Below are 17,675 nucleotides of genomic sequence, written 5' to 3' on the forward strand. Positions count from 1 at the left end.
AATTCCCTATGTACGCGGAAATTCCGCTTATTTATATTTATCTGTTTTCTTTGCAATGGTTAAAACATCAGAATCTGTAGCCATGTTTATTTTGCTGTAAACCATGACAGGAATGTCACTAATTTCTGCTGCAACCTTCGGCAGATTTTTCAAAATATCCATTAATTGATCGTAATCACCGTCAAGAGTTGATTCAAAAGCACCTACCTGATAGTTGACACCACTCTTGTCAATGTAAGCAATCACATGATCAACTATGCGAATGATTTTTTCTGTATCAGCTGTCATTGGTAATACTTGGACTGCAATACTTGATATCATGAGACCACCTCGTTTTTATTAACCTCTAGAATACCTGATTTAGCAACTAGTTTTTGTGTGAAGTAAACGATAACTCCTGCAAAAATAGCTGCTGAAATGAGACGAGTAATGAATAATCCAATCAACAAACCAAATGAATAATCAGCATATCCATTGCGGAAAAGGTCCCAAATAAATGTCACAATAGTAACTGTGATGACAGACATTGACAAACTCGTTTTGTCCCAACGACGGTAGCCAAATACAGCAAATCCAAGTTCGGTACCAAACCCTTGGATTAATGCAGCGACAACATTCATGACACCCCATTGAGAGCCAAAAACCATTTCAATTGTGCCGCCAAGTGTTTCACCTATAATAGATGCACCAGGACGACGTAAGATGAACCCAGCCATAGGACCAGCCATTAGCCAAGGACCCAATGTTGCATCATTAGCATATGCGCTTAATCCGAATGGTGTTAAAAAGGCAGCGATGACATTATAGCCAAATGCCCAAGCCCAAAATATAAATCCAAAAAACACACCGATTAGTGCGATGAAGATAACATCGCGAAGTGACCATTTGTTTGCAGACATTTGCAAAACCTCCTAAAATTTCCGATATTAACCAATAAGAGTATGAGATATACAACTGTTTTCATGACTTATTGGTTAATAATTGATGTAGCCGAAATCACCGCAAAATCGGGTGTAATTAGAAAAAGCCAGACTTCACAAGGAAGACTGGCTTGAAAAATTGTGGTCATAATTTCAATGCATAAACGACACTTAACAAACTTGTGTTATTTCATCATCACATATTATAGTGATAACGTTACAAAACATAGTACTGGTAAGATATGTCATTTCATAAATACATTTTCAAGTAAATCTCCCTACGCTAGTATTATCTAGATCAGGTGTAATGGGTTTTATCTCAGCACGACGGCACCCCAGATTTTGGTGTTTTCAGTTATTTGTGAAAAGCTCACGCATAGAGTGTAACACAGGACCAATTATCGTGCAAACTATTCATTCGTATGTTATAGAATTTAATCACCAAATAATGTTATATTTTCTAACATTTTAATGTTTTTAATGAAGAAATTTGAGTATGATGTAACTTGTGGTCTTTATTAATTAAAAGTACATGATATCAGCGAGATATTGAGTTATTTGTTATACTAAAATGAGTAAAAAACAACTCTAAGGATAGAAAATGGACAGTATTCATCTTTCACCACGGCTTGCAGCTGTGGCTTCATTTGTACCCAAAGGCGCAAGGTTAGCCGATATTGGCTCTGATCACGCTTATTTACCTGCTAATTTATTAATTAATAACAAAATTTCGTTCGCAATTGCTGGTGAGGTTGCTAAAGGACCTTACGAAAATGCGCAGCACGAAATTGTTCGAAAATCGTTAACCACACAACTTGAGGCGAGATTGGCGAATGGATTAGCGGCAATTAAAGATGAGGATCATATTGACACAGTCACAATCGCTGGTATGGGCGGTGTCTTAATTACAGACATATTAGAAGCGGGATTTTCAAGAGCAAAACATTTTGAAACGCTTATACTACAACCCAATACTGATGAGCACGTTGTGCGAACATGGCTAAACAACCATCAGTATAAAATTAACGACGAGGTTGTTGAACAAGAGGATAACCATTTTTATGAAATTATGATTGCAACAAAGGGCACCCAAATTTTATCAAGCCTTGATAAAAAATTTGGTCCTGTCTTGCGAAAGAGCAAAACGTCCGTTTTTGTTGCTAAATGGCAGAAAGAATTGGACCGTATCGACACAATTTTTGAAAATCTTGAATTTGCTGGAAAAACTGATTCACCCATTTATCAAGATTGGAAAAACAAATATCAGCAAATTCAGGAGGTTATCAAGTGATTGCACAAGAGCTAATTGACAAGATTGAGATTTTTGCGCCCAAACAATTAGCTGAGGAGGGTGACCCTACGGGACTGCAAATTGGTGATCCTAAACAGCCCGTGCATCGAGTAATAACAGCCCTTGATGTTCGTCCAGAAGTGGTTCAAGAAGCAATTGATAATCAGGTCGATTTTATATGGGCACACCATGAGGTCATGTTCTTTCCGGCAAAAAATCTAGACTTATCACAGCCTCAAAATCGAATGTATGCAGATTTGATTCAACACCATATTGTTGTTTATGCTTCACATACTAATATGGATAGTGCACAAGGTGGCATGAACGATTGGCTGGCTGAAGCGCTCGGTATTCAAAATGCAGTGCCTCTGGTACCAAATGTAGATAAGAGAACGGGTCTTGGCAGGATTGGACAATTAGTGCAACCAATTTCTGTACAAGAATACGCTGTGAAAATTCGTGATTTGTTTAAAGTTCAAGCAGTGCGCGTTATCGCTAACGATGTGACAAAGCCAATTCAAAAGATCGCTGTGCTAGGTGGAGATGGTGGCCGTTGGTGGCGGGTTGCGCAACAAGCTGGAGCTGATGCCTATGTCACAGCCGATGTCTACTATCACGTTGGGCACGACATCTTGGCTTCAAATTTTATTGTGATCGATCCTGATCATCATATGGAAGCCATTGCTAATGAAAAAATGGTTGATAAGGTCAAAGAATGGTTTGGTGACACTGTTGATATAGTTGCTACAAAAATCAATACAGATCCATACAAATATATTTAGTGAACGGCTAAAGCAGTGGGCAAATGCTCAAAAGGAGTAATATATGACAAAGTATCCTGAATTAACAGAACGTTTTTTGAAGTATATAAAAGTAGATACGCAATCTGATGAGAACTCAGAAACAGTACCTTCGTCACCTAAAGAGGTCGCTTTTTTGGCAGATTTAGCTGACGAATTAAAAGCTATTGGTCTTGAAAATGTACGCACCATGAAAGATGGTTATGTATTTGCGGAATTATCCAGCAATATTGATGACAGTGCTGTACCCACAATTGGCTTTATTGCACACGTCGATACTGCAGATTTTAATGGAGCGAACATTAACCCACAAATTGTTAAAAATTACGACGGCCAATCGTCAATTAAGTTGGGAAATAGTGGTTACGAATTGACAACTAACGAATTTCCTAGCTTAAAAAAATATGCGGGACATACTTTAATTACAACTGATGGCACAACACTATTAGGTGCTGATGATAAAGCTGGAGATGCTGAAATCATTACGGCAGCCCAGTATTTAATTGCACATCCAGAGATCAAACATGGTGATTTGCGATTTGCTTTTGGACCAGATGAAGAGATTGGCATCGGTGCCGATCATTTTGATGTTGAAGCATTTGGTGCTGACTTCGCTTATACAATGGATGGCGGACCGTTAGGCGAGCTTGAGTGGGAGACATTTAATGCTGCGAGCGCCGATATCACAATTCAGGGACGAAATGTTCATCCAGGAACTGCAAAAGATACAATGGTTAATGCCATTCAACTAGCATTTGATTTTCATGAACAACTTCCTGTCCATGATCGCCCAGAAAACACCGAAGGAACAGAAGGATTTTGGCATCTTCTAGCAGTTGACGGTAATCCTGAAGAAGCAACTCTGCGTTATATTGTTCGTGATCATGACCGAAATATATTTGAAGAACGTAAGCAAAGATTATTAGATATTGCCGATGCCTTTAATCAGAAATTAGGGGAAAAGCGTATTAAAGTTGTATTGAAAGATCAATACTATAATATGGGTGAAATCTTGAAAGATGATATGCGTTCAGTTAATTTGGCTGAAAAAGCGATGAATAACTTAGCGATTAAACCAATTATTGAACCTGTCCGTGGTGGTACCGATGGTTCAAAAATAACTTTCCTAGGGCTACCAACACCAAATATTTTTGCTGGAGGCGAAAATATGCATGGCCGTTTTGAATATGTTTCTACAACAGTCATGGAACAGGCAACAGACGTTATTTTAGAAATTGTAAAACTTGCACAAGAAAAATAACTTTTGGATAAACAAAAAAGAGCTCAACTGAGCTCTTTTTTAATCTTGTGATTTATTCTTCAGACGCAACTTCTTTTGGTGCAGCTGATCCTGAAATTGCTGGAATCGCAACTATCGCAATTTCACCAACAATAACAGCAATGACAGCAACAGTAACAAAATCATAAGTGCCAGAATTCAATTGGGATACAATATAACCCAAAATTTCACCAAATATTGCCGACCAAATTGCTACCATAATGTATTTCATGATTTTTTACCTCTTTACTGTCATTATAATACACCTTTTTTCACAAATGGCAAGTTTTTAAGTGAATTTAAACAAGAAAATAGAAAATGTCTAATTTTTGATTTTGAAGAACCCTAATATTTGTTAAAATTGACGACTTTTATGTGATTTTTCTGTATAATTAAAGAAAACAGATGTTCGTATAAGGAGTTGAAATGTACGCACCGCTTCAAATTTTAAGCAGTTATAGCTTATTAAAAAATCCAAATACAATTGAACAAATTGTCCAGACAGCAAAGACTCGTGGTTATGAAGCCATTGCACTGGCTGATGTTAATGTAATGTACGGAGCGATAGACTGGTTTCGACAAACAAGAAAGCATGGAATTAAACCCTTATTTGGCTTGACATTGATGGTCAACGGACTTGTGAATACTGCTACACTATTTCCAATCGTACTATTAGCTGAGAACCAAGTAGGCTACCAAAATCTAATGTGGCTATCATCAGCGAAGATGACCAGTCAGGGAGATTTTCAGTGGGAAACAATGGTTAAACACTTAGCTGGTATAAACATTGTTTTTCCAACTGACAGTGAGCTCGTTCAACTCATCTCTTCAGGGTATGAGGAAGTTGATAACTATTGGCAACAACTTATCACCCTTGTGGACGAGCACCATTCTTTTATTGGTATTAATTCGCAAATGGCACCGCAGATACAAGAGAGATTAGCGCAATTTAGCGAACGAACTGGTGGTCGTATGATTGCTTTAGATGATATTGATTATCTTAACTCAGATGATGCTTTCACTACTCAAGTCTTAAAAGCAATTGATGCAAATGTTAAATTGGACGATATTAAAATTTTGGCTCAGCAACAAGGTTCACATATTTTAAGAGATTTAACTGTTGTTCAGCAAGAATATCAAGATACAGAAATACTAAAGACAGCTTATATTAATAACGAATTATTGGTTTCAAAAAGCAATGTCAGCATTGAATTTAAAGATACGGCTTTACCACCTTTTGAAACACCATCTGGCGTGACCAACGCACAGTTTTTAGAAACAATTGCTGTCAATGGATTAAAAAAACGATTACAAGGACATAATACGAGCTTGAACTTGTACGAAGAAAGATTGCAGCACGAATTAAAAACCATTGAATTGTTAGGATTTAGCGATTACTTCCTGATTGTTTGGGACATTGTTAACTTTGCACATAAAAACCACATTCAAACTGGACCAGGTCGTGGTTCTGTCGCTGGATCTTTGGTTGCGTACAGTTTACAAATTACCGATGTAGATCCCTTGCAATTTAATTTGCTATTTGAACGTTTTCTAAATGATGAGCGCGTGCAAATGCCTGATATTGATATTGATTGGCCACCAAGCAAGCGTGAAGAACTATTCACCTACCTTTATCAAAAGTACGGGAAAAGAAATTTTGGTCAGATTATTACATTTGGTACTTTAGCTTCTAAGCAAGCCCTACGTGATGTTGGTAGAGTGTTTGGATTACCAACCCCAGCATTGAGCAAGTTGAGTGCTAGTATACCTGAAGGAAAAAATGGACGAAAAGTGTCTATTGATGATGCGCTCAAAGCGCCACAATTGCAGAATGCTCTTCGTGATATTGATAATGGTAGACTATTATTACAAACGGCTTTGAAAATTGAGGGTCTACCAAAAAATTACTCTACACATGCGGCAGGAATTGTACTCAGTGCGAACCCTTTGGTAAAAACATTGCCCGTGCAATCTGGTACGGAGGGACGCTTATTAACACAATTTGAAAAAGATCCAGTTGAACAATTAGGGTTACTTAAAATCGATATTCTAGGATTACAAAATTTGGCAATTTTAAGCCAAGCACTCTATTATGCTCAAAAAGAGCTACCAGAAGGATTTGATATTACTAAAATTGCTTTAGATGATGCCAAAACCCTAGCATTATTTGCTAAAGGCGACACAAATGGAGTTTTCCAGTTTGAATCTGCAGGCATTAAAAACGTATTGCGAAAGTTGAAACCGGTCACCTTTGAACATATTGTGGCTGTTAACGCGCTTTACCGTCCTGGTCCTGCACAAAATATTGATAAGTTTATCGCTCGACGCCATGGTAAAGAACCAGTGACAATCCCAGATCCTAGTTTGAAATCAATTTTGGCGCCAACTTTCGGTATCATTGTATATCAAGAGCAGGTTATGCTAGTTGCGGAGTCATATGCTGGGTTCACGCTAGGCGAGGCGGATGTTTTACGAAGTGCCATGTCGAAGAAAAAAGTCGACAAAATGCAAAAACTGCATGAGAAATTTATTAAAGGTGCTTTGAAAAATGGGCATGATCAAGAACAAGCAGAACTTATTTTTTCTTATATTGATGAATTCGCTAATTATGGTTTCAATCGTTCTCATGCAGTTGCTTATAGTAAATTGGCTTTTGAGTTAGCCTTTCTAAAGGCACATTATCCAGTTGCTTTTTTTACAGCTCTATTAAATGCAAATCTGGGGGAACAAAAAAAAGTGCAGCAATATGTATCTGAAGCCAAAATGCGCGGAATTGTAGTATTAGCGCCAGACATCAACAAATCATATAAGCTTTGGACATCTATCGAAAGCCAATTACAAATGGGCTTGAACAACATCCGTGGTGTTCGTACGGACTTTGTGACAGGTGTATTAGAAGAACGGCAAAATAATGGTTCATTTCAAACAATCCAGTCCTTTGTCAGACGTTTGCCAGATAAAATGCGTAAACGAGAAGTTTTAGAGCAGTTAGTATATGCTGGTGCACTTGATTCGTTTGGCTATAATCAACGCGAACTAATCGAAAATCTAGCGAGCTTGATTGAAGGTGCAAGCTTTGGTAACTTAATTTTGGAAGAAACGAAAATTAAGAAGTATGATGATTTTGCTTTGTCTGATCGTCTGAAAAAAGAAAAAGAAGTCATTGGCGTTAATTTATCAGGTCATCCTTTAGATACATATGTTGATTTCATTTTGGAAAATGGTTTTAGTCAAATAGGAAATGTCGTACAGCCCAGTCAGGTTGAGAAAATAATCGCAATTGTCGACAGTATTCGCCAGATCCGCACTAAAAAGGGGGATGATATGGCTTTCGTGAAAGTCTCTGATACCACTGGAGAAATTAGTGTAACCATATTCCCGCAACTATTTAAAAAAATAAGCAATTTTCTAAAGCCAGGAACGATATTGAGTATTGCTGGTAAATCAGAGCGTGATATGCGGAATGAAATCGCTATTGTGGCTAATCACATTAATTTAGCGCCAGAACCCCAGCGCGTCCAAACCATTCAAGGGACTTGGTTTCTTCAGCTTGACGAAAAGCATGACACACCGGAAAGACGTGAGGAAATTGGCCAAATCATGAAAAAACATCATGGCCATAATCCAGTGGTAATTCACTGGCAAAAAGATGGTAAAAATCAAAAACTTGATCAAGAATTTTGGATGACTAGTGAAACCGTTATCATGCGCGAATTAGCAGCTTTACTGGGTAGTGAAAATATTATTTTTAAACAAACTTACTAATAATATGACTTGTACAAATGGGTCATAATGTATAAAATAGAGATTGGGTAGAGTTGCACAAGCAACAACCAAGATAACTAAGGAGCTATTTAACCATGAAAAAGACGAAAATCGTCTCAACACTTGGTCCGTCATCATCTGATGTCGAAACAATCGTAAAGTTAATCCAAGCGGGCGCCAACGTATTCCGTTTTAACTTTTCACACGGTGATCACGAAGAACATTTGGGTCGTATGAATGCTGTTCACGAAGCCGAAAAGATCACTGGTAAGACAGTTGGTATCTTGTTGGACACTAAGGGTGCTGAAATCCGTACAACAAAGCAAGCTGACGGCAAAATTGAATTCCATACTGGTGACACATTGCGTATTGCAATGGATGAAAACCTTGAAGGAACAAAAGAAAAAATCGCCGTTACATACGCTGGTTTGTTCGATGATGTTAAAGAAGGTGGACAAGTCTTGTTTGATGATGGGTTGCTTGGTACAACTGTTGTCGAAAAAGATTCAGCCACTCGCGAATTAGTTGTTCGCGTTGATAATGATGGTATTTTGGGATCACGTAAGGGTGTTAACGCACCTGGTGTTTCAATTAATTTGCCAGGTATTACTGAAAAAGATGCTGATGACATCCGCTTTGGTTTGGATCACGAAATCAACTACATTGCTGCTTCATTCGTTCGTAAGCCTGAAGATGTGCTCGAAATTCGTGCATTGCTGAAGGAAAAGAACATGGAACATGTTCAAATTATTCCTAAGATTGAGTCACAAGAAGGTATCGACAATCTTGATGCAATCTTGGAAGTTTCAGATGCTTTGATGGTACCACGTGGTGACATGGGTGTTGAAATTCCTGCTGAAAACGTGCCTTTGGTTCAAAAAGACATGATTCGCAAGATGAACAAAGCAGGTTTGCCTGTTATTACTGCTACACAAATGCTTGACTCAATGGAAGAAAACCCACGTCCAACACGTGCCGAAGCTTCCGATGTTGCCAACGCTGTGTTTGATGGTACTGATGCAACAATGTTATCAGGTGAATCAGCTAACGGAGATTATCCAGTTGAATCTGTTGCCACAATGGCTGCTATCGACGAAAAAGCTGAAACTTCATTGCGCGAAAACGGTCGTCATGAGGATATTTTCTTTGATGAGACTGATTCAACAGAAGCTGTTGCAGCATCTGTTGCTCGTATCGCACGTAATGTGAATGCTAAAGCTGTTGTTGTATCAACTAACTCTGGTTACACTGCACGTATGGTTTCAAAGCACCGTCCTGATGTTAACATTTTGGCCGTTACCTATTCTGAACGCGTACAACGTGGTTTGACATTGAACTATGGTGTTGTTCCAGTGGTTTATGATGCACCAAAGACTATTGACGAAATGGTCGACTTAGCTAAGAAGGCCGTTAAAGACCAAGGATTGGCTAATTCAGGTGATACTATTGTTATTGCAGCAGGTGTACCAATGTCACAATCAGGTACAACAAATATGTTGACTGTTCAAACAGTATAATAATTCTAGTTTGTACTTGCAAAAAAAGACTATAGTGATTTGATTATTCAATCACTATAGCCTTTTTAATTTAATGTAAGAAAAGCTACCACAGTTTAATACTAAAATTTAGAGAACTGCTAATATTAAATTAATAAAGAAAAACAAGTAGGAGTGATTTAATGGACAGTGGTGATTTAGCATGGGTTTTAGTTTCAGCTGCATTAGTCTGGGTAATGACACCTGGATTAGCCTTGTTCTACGGTGGATTGGGTGAGCGTAGAAACTTGCTGCACACGATGTTTATTCCAGTTATGATTATTGGAATTGCTTCGTTAGTGTGGTTTGTTGTTGGATATACATTATCATTTGGTGGTAGTGGAAATGTAATTGGTAATTTTAAACATTTGTTCTTAACGAATGTTTCGTTCACGCATTCTACTAAAGATTTAACAATTCCTGACGGTGCATTTGCCTTGTTTCAAGGCATGTTTCCGATAATAACTGCAGCAATTATTACTGGATCCGTAATTGGTCGAGTTAGAATCAAAGCATTGCTTGTATTCATCGCACTTTGGTTGATTTTTATCTACTCACCGTTAGCGCACATGGTTTGGGGTGGTGGATTTTTGGCTCAGCTAGGCGCGATTGATTTTGCTGGTGGAACTGTTGTTCACATTTCTAGTGGTGTAACTGGATTGGTATTGGCTTTGATGATTGGACATCGTCATATTGACAAACACATACCTGTACGACCTTCTTATGTTTTGATTGGTGGTGCGTTGCTATGGGTTGGATGGTTTGGGTTTAACTCTGGATCAGCTCTCGCAGCAAATGGCACAGCAGTTCTAGCGTTAGTTAACACATGGCTAGCATCAGCTGCAGCTGTACTAACTTGGGGCCTCGTTGAATATAAGTATCATGGGCGTGCTACATTATCTGGTGTTACTAGTGGTGGTGTTGCTGGATTAGTTGCTATTACGCCTGCAGCAGGGTTTGTGGCACCATGGGCAGCTGTAGTGATGGGACTCTTAGCTGGGTTTATAGGCTTTGCTGGTATCACATTTGTTAAAAATAGTTTTGGATATGACGATACACTAGATGCTTTTGGTATTCATGGTATTGGTGGCGCTGTGGGCGCAATCTTGACAGGTGTATTTGCTGATAAAAGTGTTGGCGGTGTTGCTGGTTTAATCAACGGTGATGTATCATTGGTTGGTAAACAGTTAATCGCAATTTTATTTACTATCGTATTTGCGGCGATTGGCACATATGTTTTAGCTAAAATAACAGAATTTATTGCTGCGCCATTGCGTTTGACCGCTGATGAAGAAGCTGAAGGTTATGACGCAATTATGCATGATTTGACTGTGGAATAAAGGACAATAGTCCTTTTTATTTTGCCTGATATTTTGTGCATAAACTACCATCAATCACGGCAATATGGTAGAATAAAGGAAACATATAAAGGGGATTTGCTTTTTGACAGCACAAATTCAGCAAATTTTTACATTTGAAAATGTGGAGCAACAGACGAAGTTGCTTGGCGTTAATGATAGTTTTTTAAAGTTAATTGAAGAAGGATTAACTGTGCGACTTCATGCTCGTGGTGACCAAATGACCATCTCAGGTGATGAGGATAAAGTGCCATTAGCTAAAGCTGTACTACGCGAGTTAACTATATTAATTAAGCATCAAATTAATATATCCGATACCGACGTTGTGAGTGCAATAACAATGGCACAGCGTGGGACATTGGAGTATTTTGGTGACTTATATTCTGAAGTACTAATTCGTGACAATAAAGGACGTTCCGTTCACGTTAAAAATTTTGGTCAACGTCAGTACGTGCAATCAATTCGTAAGAATGATGTCACGTTTGGCATTGGGCCAGCTGGAACAGGGAAAACCTTTTTAGCAGTCGTCATGGCAATAGCAGCTTTGAAACGTGGTGACGTTGAAAGAATTATTATCACACGTCCTGCTGTTGAAGCAGGTGAGTCACTAGGATTTCTCCCAGGTGATTTGAAGGAAAAAGTAGATCCATATATGCGTCCCATTTACGATGCTATGAATGCATTAATTGGCGCGGAACAGACCCAGCGATTAATGGAGCGTGGTGTGATTGAAATTGCGCCACTAGCCTATATGCGCGGTCGAACATTGGACGAGGCATTTATCATTTTGGATGAAGCGCAAAATACCACGAATCAGCAAATGAAAATGTTCCTAACACGTTTTGGATTTGGATCGAAAATGATTATTAATGGGGACATCTCCCAAATTGATTTACCATACGGTGCAAAATCCGGTCTTATTTCGGTTCAACGTATTTTGAAAGACGTAGATCATGTGTCATTTATTCATTTCGGTAGTGCCGATGTTGTTCGTCATCCGGTTGTCGGTCTAATAGTTGGTGCCTATGAAGCAGCTGAAAAAAAATTAGCCGAATTAAAAAAGGAGCAAATTAACTAATGGATTTGGCTATTATTGACCAAACAAAAGCTGGTGTTAACCAATATCATCAGGATCTGGTTCGCTGTGTACTAGACTATGCTGGCAAATATTTGGAATTGCCCGATAATACAGAAATGTCAGTGACATTTATGAACAATGAAGAAATTCATCAATATAATAAAAAATATCGTGGTATAGACAAACCCACTGACGTGATTAGTTTTGCGATTGAAGAAGACGGTGATGATTTTCCAGTTTTACCAGACGAATTGATGGATTCTGAGTTAGCTAAAAATATTGGTGACATTCTAGTTTCTGTGGATATTATTAATTCTCAAGCAGAGTACTTGGGACATAGCTATGAACGTGAATTAGGTTTCCTAGTGGTGCACGGCTTCTTACATTTGAATGGATATGATCATATGTTGGGTGATGCAGAAGAAAAAGAAATGTTTGATTTACAACGAGAGATTTTAGATAATTATGGCCTCAAAAGATAAAAAGCTAGAAGGTGCGCCTAAAGATTACAATAAAAAAGTACAACGGAACAGTACATTTTTTCGAGCCATGAGAAACTCTTTGCACGGTATTTGGTTGATACTAGTCAGAGAACGCAATATGCGAATACATATCTTGCTAGGATTTCTCATATTACTTGTGGGCTTACATCTTGGCTTAAACCGTGCAGATTGGTTGTGGGTTGCAGTCGCAGTATTTACAGTAATATCAAGTGAGTTTTTGAACACGATTATTGAAGCCGTGGTCGATTTGGTTGTTGAAAAAAGATATCATCCACTTGCCGGGCTGGCAAAAGATGTCGCTGCTGGTGGCGTTTTAGTTGCTGTGGGTTTTGAAATTATTATTTTATTGATTGTATTTCAACCTTATGTTTGGCGGCATTTTGGTATTGTTACCAATTTTTCACAATTTATTCATGACTTTAGTAAATAAAACACATACAGGAGAATACGGCCAAAAGCCGCATATATATTATGACAGAATCTACTTTTAAATCAGGATTTGTGGCGATTATTGGTCGTCCAAATGTTGGTAAATCAACGCTTTTGAACCGCATTGTTGGCGAAAAAATTGCCATTATGTCAGATAAAGCCCAAACTACCCGTAATAAAATACAAGGCATTTACACAACTGATGATGCACAAGTTGTGTTCATTGATACACCAGGTGTACATAAACCACAAAATTCACTAGGTGATTTTATGGTGAAGTCTGCATTTTCTGCGCTTCATGAGGCGGATGCAATCTGGTTTGTGGTAGATGCTTCAATGGCACGTGGTCGTGGTGACGATTTCATTATTGATCGGTTACAAGAAGTTAAAAATACGCCAATTTATTTACTAATTAACAAAGTTGATTTATTAGCGCCAAATGACTTGCTTAATGTTATTGCTAACTATCAGAATGATGCGCCTGAGTGGGCTGAAGTATTTCCTATTTCTGCCACAGAAGGTGATAATGTTCCAGAATTGTTGGACAATATTGTGTCTCACTTGGATGAAGGGCCTCAATATTTCGATGCAGACCAATTAACGGATCACCCTGAACGTTTTGTTATTGGAGAATTAATTCGCGAAAAGGTATTGCAGTTAACACGTCAAGAGGTACCACATTCAGTTGCTGTCGTTATCGACAAAATTGCTCGTGAAAATGAAGAAAAAATTCATATTCAGGCATCGATTATTGTTGAACGACCAACACAGAAAAATATCATCATTGGTAAACAAGGTGCGATGATCAAAGATATTGGTACGAGGGCGCGCAAGGACATTGAACGTCTACTCGGTGACAAAGTTTTCCTTGAAACTTGGGTTAAGGTTGAGCCTCGCTGGCGTGACCGACCACAAGCTTTGCAAACATTAGGATACCGTCAAGAAGATTACTAAAATGATGCTGTGTTGTCATAAAAAAATTTTTGGCGATTGATTTAGTGGAGTCATTATGGCAATTATTCGTGGCATTGTATTATATACACGACAATATAAAGATAATGATTTATTAGTTCGCATACTAACGGAAACGTACGGCATGCGAACTTTTTTGGCACGCGGTGCAAAGAAAGCTACTTCTAAACTCTCAGCTGGTACACAACCTTACACAATTGTAACTTTTGATGGTGCTCTACCGAAACGAGAAACCGGACTAGGTTACATGAATGATGTTCAAGATATAAAAGTATATTCAAGGCTTATCGAAGATATCGAAGCAAATGCCTATGCTGCGCTGATTGCTAGTTTAATTGATTCCTCCTTTGAAGAAGGGGAAAAGATAACACGATGGTATAATCAACTTTTTGTCGCGTTACAGAAACTAGATGAGGGACTCGACCCTCAAATTATTGCTAATATTTTTGAAATTCAATTACTGGTTCCTCTAGGGGTGGCTCCAAACTTAAGAGCTGATCCGATTACAGGTCAAGTAGATGGAAAATTTGATTATTCTGAAAAGTACAATGGCATTATTTCAGAACAGCATTTTAATCTGGATGATCAGCGATTAATGCTTGATCAAAAAACTGTGTTTTATTTACGTCAATTTAGTGTCATTGATATGCGCCAAGTACATGACATCAAAATGTCAGTAATCACCAAACGTGGTTTGCAACGTGTAATTGATTATATTTACGAAAAACAAGTTGGTTTGAAGCCACGAGCAAAGTTATTTATTGAGCAAATGCATTCGTGGCAAAATACGTTGGTTAATTTTAGAAGGAATAAGTAATCATGAAAAAAATTTTAGTTTTGCATACCGGTGGTACAATTTCTATGCATGAAGATGCTGATGGCGATGTCGAAACAGGAGCTGAAAATCCTTTAGTTCAAGCGAAGGTTACCTTTCCAAATATCGAACTAGAAGTTGAAAACATTTTTAATTTACCAAGCGAGCATATTGGTCCTTCTCACATGCTACAGTTACAAAAACGTATCTCTGAAGCCAAAAATGATTTTGATGGTGTTGTCATTACTCATGGTACTGATACATTGGAAGAGACAGCATTCTTTCTCGATAGTACATTAAAAGTTTCGTTTCCTATTGTTATAACGGGAGCAATGCGTTCATCCAATGAACTTGGTTCAGATGGTTTGTACAATTATCAATCTGCGCTACGTGTAGCGGCAGATGATACATCCAAAAACCGTGGTGTGATCGTTGTGATGAATGATGAAATACATGCCGCTCGATTTGTAACTAAAACACACACTACCAATGTGGCAACGTTTGCGTCACCACTTAGTGGCACGATGGGGCTCCTAACGAAACGACAAATTATTTACTTTTATGACCTGCCACAACAAGAAGTATTACCAGATGTAGATATTAACAAAAATATCCCTGTTTTAAAGGCATATGCTGGTATGGATGGCCAATTATTGAAACTTTTGGCTGATGCCAATATTGACGGAATTATTATTGAAGCACTTGGCGCTGGTAATTTATCTCGTGAAGCAGCTCGCGGAGTAGAATATTTATTAGCGAAAAATACGCCAGTAGTCATTGTTTCAAGAAGCTTCAACGGTGTTGCTGCACCAGTATATGATTATTTAGGTGGCGGTGTTCAATTAGAAAAATCTGGCGCAATCTTTGCGTCCAGTATTAATGGCCCTAAAGCGCGATTAAAGCTGTTAATCGGACTATCAAACAACTTAAGTAAAGAACATCTGAAAACGTATTTACACGGTATTTAATACACTATGAGAAGAATCTATTTCGTGCGCCATAGCATACGTGATGCTAAAATTAAAGACGATTATTCGGCACCATTAACGGCAGAAGGGAAGCGATTAGCCCATGATTTGGTAGGTTATTTTGTAGGCAAAAATATTAAGGCTATCTATTCATCACCTTATCAGCGTGCGTTGCAGACTATTGAACCAACAGCAACCACACTGGGTATAGAAATTAATTTGAATGCCGCATTGCGCGAACGGCAAACTAATGACCAAATAGATTGGCAAAATCATTTAGAAAAGCTGTGGCAAAATTTTTATTTTAAAACCGATGGAGAAGAATCTTTAATAACTGTGCAACAAAGAATGAAAACAGCTTTTTATCAAATTATTGATGAATCTTCTGATGAAATAATTATTACAAGTCACGGGACGGCATTAAGTTTATTGTTCCACTACCTAACAAATGGTCATTTCAATTTTATGGATTGGCAAAAAATGAAAATGCCGGATGTATATATTGGCTTATTTGATGAAAATAATCAATTCATCAGTTTAACAAAAGAAGCGTATTAACTATTAAGTTAATACGCTTCTTTTGTTATGTCATTTAAAGATATTTGTATAGATTGCTTCTACAGCACTATCAGATAAGTCGGGCTGAATTCCTAACATAATCGAAATTTCGCTAGCTCCTTGGTTGACCATTTGTAAACTGATATTACGTTCCTTAAGGGGCGCAACAATCTCTGTCAAGGCACCAACACGATTACGCATTCCTTCACCGACAACCATAATAATACCGTAGCTTGGAATCCACTTTAATGTATCAGGTTTAATTTCAGCAGCGATATCACTTAACATGTTATCGACTTGCTCTTGCGTTAACATTGTTTTATCAAAAATAATTGTCAAATCATCAATACCAGAAGGCATATGTTCGTATGAAATGTTGTGACGCTTCAAAATCTCAAGAATACGAAGGGTAAAACCAACTTGCTTATTCAATAAGTATCGATGTAAGTATAACGCAGCAAAACGGTTGGAGTTAGCAATACCAGTTACAGGACGTGTTTGCTGAACTTCTGTAGGTGGAACAATAAATGTTCCAGGGGCATCGGGATCGTTGGTATTTTTGATGTTTATACGAATACCACCTTGAATGGCTGGAATAATGGCTTCATCATGGAATACAGCAAAACCAGCGTAAGATAACTCGCGCATTTCATCATATGTCATTTGTTGGATGGCTGCTGGATGTTCGACAATCGAAGGATTAACAGCGTAGATGGCACTGACATCGGTAAAGTTTTCATATAAATCAGCTCGTAGTCCGCGTGCCATAATAGCACCAGTTATGTCTGAACCACCACGTGAAAATGTCGCCATGTCGCCACTTCTAGTGTAGCCAAAGAAGCCAGGGATAATGAGTCGTTCAGAGGTTGACAGGTCTAACTCGCCGATTGTGGTATAAGAAGCGGTATCAAATGTTGCTGATCGTGCATTATCATCCACGAGCAAACCAATTTCTTTAGGATCCACAAAACGAGCTGGCATACCTAAATGGTTAAAGATTTTAGCGATCAATTGCGCATTTAAATATTCACCATGAGCAGCGAATGCTGCATATAAATAATCAAATGATCGGTAATGTTTTCTTGCTAGATGTTCAATTTGTTCATCTAGATCAGCTAGTTCATAATCTGGTAACTCAAAGTATTCACCAATAGAGTGATAGCGATGTTTAATCGTTTCAATAATTTCAGTGGTATCTTCATCGGCAAGCGTAGCTTGCGCGTATGATATCAATAAATCGGTCACTTTACGATCATCTTTAAATCGTTTACCAGGTGCTGAAACAACAACAACTTTCCGATCATCATCAGCACGAATGATATCGTAGACACGTTGCAGTTGTTGACCGTTAGCTAGTGAAGAACCACCAAATTTTGTAACTTTCATAATATGTAAGTGCTAGGGA

At 38.2% G+C, this 17,675-nt stretch carries 17 protein-coding genes and 1 riboswitch; of the genes, 13 read left to right on the forward strand and 4 right to left on the reverse strand.

Features of this window, described 5'->3' with window-relative positions:
• Positions 1 to 27 precede the first annotated feature (27 nt).
• Positions 28 to 321 (reverse strand): thiamine-binding protein, encoded by a 294-nt coding sequence (locus JNUCC76_RS03745; RefSeq protein WP_454155921.1) that lies wholly within the window; start codon positions 319 to 321, stop codon positions 28 to 30.
• Positions 318 to 899, reverse strand: a complete 582-nt coding sequence (locus JNUCC76_RS03750; protein ID WP_454155922.1) for an ECF transporter S component — start codon at positions 897 to 899, stop codon at positions 318 to 320. The genes JNUCC76_RS03745 and JNUCC76_RS03750 overlap by 4 nt, the downstream gene beginning before the upstream one ends.
• 279 nt (positions 900 to 1,178) lie before the next feature.
• Positions 1,179 to 1,268: riboswitch (TPP riboswitch) on the reverse strand.
• A gap of 253 nt (positions 1,269 to 1,521) precedes the next feature.
• On the opposite strand from JNUCC76_RS03750, the gene JNUCC76_RS03755 reads away from it, so the two are divergent.
• The 3 genes from JNUCC76_RS03755 to pepT are packed head-to-tail and all read left to right on the forward strand — an operon-like array spanning position 1,522 to position 4,272.
• Positions 1,522 to 2,211, forward strand: a complete 690-nt coding sequence (locus JNUCC76_RS03755) for a tRNA (adenine(22)-N(1))-methyltransferase (RefSeq protein WP_454155924.1) — start codon at positions 1,522 to 1,524, stop codon at positions 2,209 to 2,211.
• Positions 2,208 to 2,993 (forward strand): Nif3-like dinuclear metal center hexameric protein, encoded by a 786-nt coding sequence (locus tag JNUCC76_RS03760; protein ID WP_454155926.1) that lies wholly within the window; start codon positions 2,208 to 2,210, stop codon positions 2,991 to 2,993. The genes JNUCC76_RS03755 and JNUCC76_RS03760 overlap by 4 nt, the downstream gene beginning before the upstream one ends.
• Before the next feature lie 43 nt (positions 2,994 to 3,036).
• Positions 3,037 to 4,272, forward strand: coding sequence for a peptidase T (gene pepT / locus JNUCC76_RS03765; protein ID WP_454155928.1), 1,236 nt, complete (start codon positions 3,037 to 3,039; stop codon positions 4,270 to 4,272).
• Between the two features lie 52 nt (positions 4,273 to 4,324).
• Here pepT and JNUCC76_RS03770 read toward each other — a convergent pair whose 3' ends face one another.
• The gene (locus tag JNUCC76_RS03770) at positions 4,325 to 4,522 is read right to left on the reverse strand and encodes a YjzD family protein (protein WP_454155930.1); all 198 of its coding nucleotides are present in this window, start codon (positions 4,520 to 4,522) and stop codon (positions 4,325 to 4,327) included.
• 194 nt (positions 4,523 to 4,716) lie between these two features.
• On the opposite strand from JNUCC76_RS03770, the gene JNUCC76_RS03775 reads away from it, so the two are divergent.
• The 10 genes from JNUCC76_RS03775 (at position 4,717) to JNUCC76_RS03820 (ending at position 16,270) form a co-directional block, all read left to right on the forward strand.
• The gene (locus tag JNUCC76_RS03775) at positions 4,717 to 8,055 is read left to right on the forward strand and encodes a DNA polymerase III subunit alpha (RefSeq protein WP_454155932.1); all 3,339 of its coding nucleotides are present in this window, start codon (positions 4,717 to 4,719) and stop codon (positions 8,053 to 8,055) included.
• Positions 8,056 to 8,150: 95 nt separating this feature from the next.
• On the forward strand, positions 8,151 to 9,572 hold the full coding sequence (gene pyk / locus JNUCC76_RS03780) for a pyruvate kinase (protein ID WP_454155933.1): 1,422 nt from the start codon (positions 8,151 to 8,153) through the stop codon (positions 9,570 to 9,572).
• A 161-nt stretch (positions 9,573 to 9,733) separates the two neighbouring features.
• The gene (locus JNUCC76_RS03785; protein ID WP_454155935.1) at positions 9,734 to 10,930 is read left to right on the forward strand and encodes an ammonium transporter; all 1,197 of its coding nucleotides are present in this window, start codon (positions 9,734 to 9,736) and stop codon (positions 10,928 to 10,930) included.
• Positions 10,931 to 11,033: 103 nt separating this feature from the next.
• A complete protein-coding gene (locus JNUCC76_RS03790) occupies positions 11,034 to 12,026 on the forward strand; it encodes a PhoH family protein (RefSeq protein ID WP_454155937.1) in 993 nt (330 codons plus the stop codon).
• On the forward strand, positions 12,026 to 12,508 hold the full coding sequence (ybeY, locus tag JNUCC76_RS03795) for an rRNA maturation RNase YbeY (protein ID WP_454155939.1): 483 nt from the start codon (positions 12,026 to 12,028) through the stop codon (positions 12,506 to 12,508). The genes JNUCC76_RS03790 and ybeY overlap by 1 nt, the downstream gene beginning before the upstream one ends.
• Positions 12,492 to 12,959, forward strand: a complete 468-nt coding sequence (locus JNUCC76_RS03800) for a diacylglycerol kinase family protein (RefSeq protein WP_010284749.1) — start codon at positions 12,492 to 12,494, stop codon at positions 12,957 to 12,959. The genes ybeY and JNUCC76_RS03800 overlap by 17 nt, the downstream gene beginning before the upstream one ends.
• 41 nt (positions 12,960 to 13,000) lie before the next feature.
• Complete coding sequence (gene era / locus JNUCC76_RS03805) at positions 13,001 to 13,912, forward strand: GTPase Era (RefSeq protein ID WP_454155941.1); 912 nt, start codon at positions 13,001 to 13,003, stop codon at positions 13,910 to 13,912.
• Between the two features lie 55 nt (positions 13,913 to 13,967).
• Complete coding sequence (recO, locus tag JNUCC76_RS03810) at positions 13,968 to 14,747, forward strand: DNA repair protein RecO (RefSeq protein WP_454155942.1); 780 nt, start codon at positions 13,968 to 13,970, stop codon at positions 14,745 to 14,747.
• Between the two features lie 2 nt (positions 14,748 to 14,749).
• A complete protein-coding gene (locus tag JNUCC76_RS03815; protein WP_454155944.1) occupies positions 14,750 to 15,712 on the forward strand; it encodes an asparaginase in 963 nt (320 codons plus the stop codon).
• Between the two features lie 6 nt (positions 15,713 to 15,718).
• The gene (locus tag JNUCC76_RS03820) at positions 15,719 to 16,270 is read left to right on the forward strand and encodes a histidine phosphatase family protein (protein ID WP_454155946.1); all 552 of its coding nucleotides are present in this window, start codon (positions 15,719 to 15,721) and stop codon (positions 16,268 to 16,270) included.
• 30 nt (positions 16,271 to 16,300) lie between these two features.
• On the opposite strand, the gene JNUCC76_RS03825 is transcribed toward JNUCC76_RS03820, so the two are convergent.
• Positions 16,301 to 17,656, reverse strand: coding sequence for an aspartate kinase (locus tag JNUCC76_RS03825; protein WP_454155948.1), 1,356 nt, complete (start codon positions 17,654 to 17,656; stop codon positions 16,301 to 16,303).
• Between the last annotated feature and the right edge of the window lie 19 nt (positions 17,657 to 17,675).

Source organism: Leuconostoc sp. JNUCC 76 (genome assembly GCF_053667755.1).

Bases quoted from the DNA above. Each gene is read 5' to 3' on its own strand.
- JNUCC76_RS03745 (WP_454155921.1), bottom strand. From the start codon at position 321: ATGATATCAAGTATTGCAGTCCAAGTATTACCAATGACAGCTGATACA.
- JNUCC76_RS03750 (WP_454155922.1), bottom strand. From the start codon at position 899: ATGTCTGCAAACAAATGGTCACTTCGCGATGTTATCTTCATCGCACTA.
- JNUCC76_RS03755 (WP_454155924.1), top strand. From the start codon at position 1,522: ATGGACAGTATTCATCTTTCACCACGGCTTGCAGCTGTGGCTTCATTT.
- pepT (WP_454155928.1), top strand. From the start codon at position 3,037: ATGACAAAGTATCCTGAATTAACAGAACGTTTTTTGAAGTATATAAAA.
- JNUCC76_RS03770 (WP_454155930.1), bottom strand. From the start codon at position 4,522: ATGAAATACATTATGGTAGCAATTTGGTCGGCAATATTTGGTGAAATT.
- JNUCC76_RS03775 (WP_454155932.1), top strand. From the start codon at position 4,717: ATGTACGCACCGCTTCAAATTTTAAGCAGTTATAGCTTATTAAAAAAT.
- pyk (WP_454155933.1), top strand. From the start codon at position 8,151: ATGAAAAAGACGAAAATCGTCTCAACACTTGGTCCGTCATCATCTGAT.
- JNUCC76_RS03785 (WP_454155935.1), top strand. From the start codon at position 9,734: ATGGACAGTGGTGATTTAGCATGGGTTTTAGTTTCAGCTGCATTAGTC.
- ybeY (WP_454155939.1), top strand. From the start codon at position 12,026: ATGGATTTGGCTATTATTGACCAAACAAAAGCTGGTGTTAACCAATAT.
- JNUCC76_RS03800 (WP_010284749.1), top strand. From the start codon at position 12,492: ATGGCCTCAAAAGATAAAAAGCTAGAAGGTGCGCCTAAAGATTACAAT.
- era (WP_454155941.1), top strand. From the start codon at position 13,001: ATGACAGAATCTACTTTTAAATCAGGATTTGTGGCGATTATTGGTCGT.
- recO (WP_454155942.1), top strand. From the start codon at position 13,968: ATGGCAATTATTCGTGGCATTGTATTATATACACGACAATATAAAGAT.
- JNUCC76_RS03815 (WP_454155944.1), top strand. From the start codon at position 14,750: ATGAAAAAAATTTTAGTTTTGCATACCGGTGGTACAATTTCTATGCAT.
- JNUCC76_RS03820 (WP_454155946.1), top strand. From the start codon at position 15,719: ATGAGAAGAATCTATTTCGTGCGCCATAGCATACGTGATGCTAAAATT.
- JNUCC76_RS03825 (WP_454155948.1), bottom strand. From the start codon at position 17,656: ATGAAAGTTACAAAATTTGGTGGTTCTTCACTAGCTAACGGTCAACAA.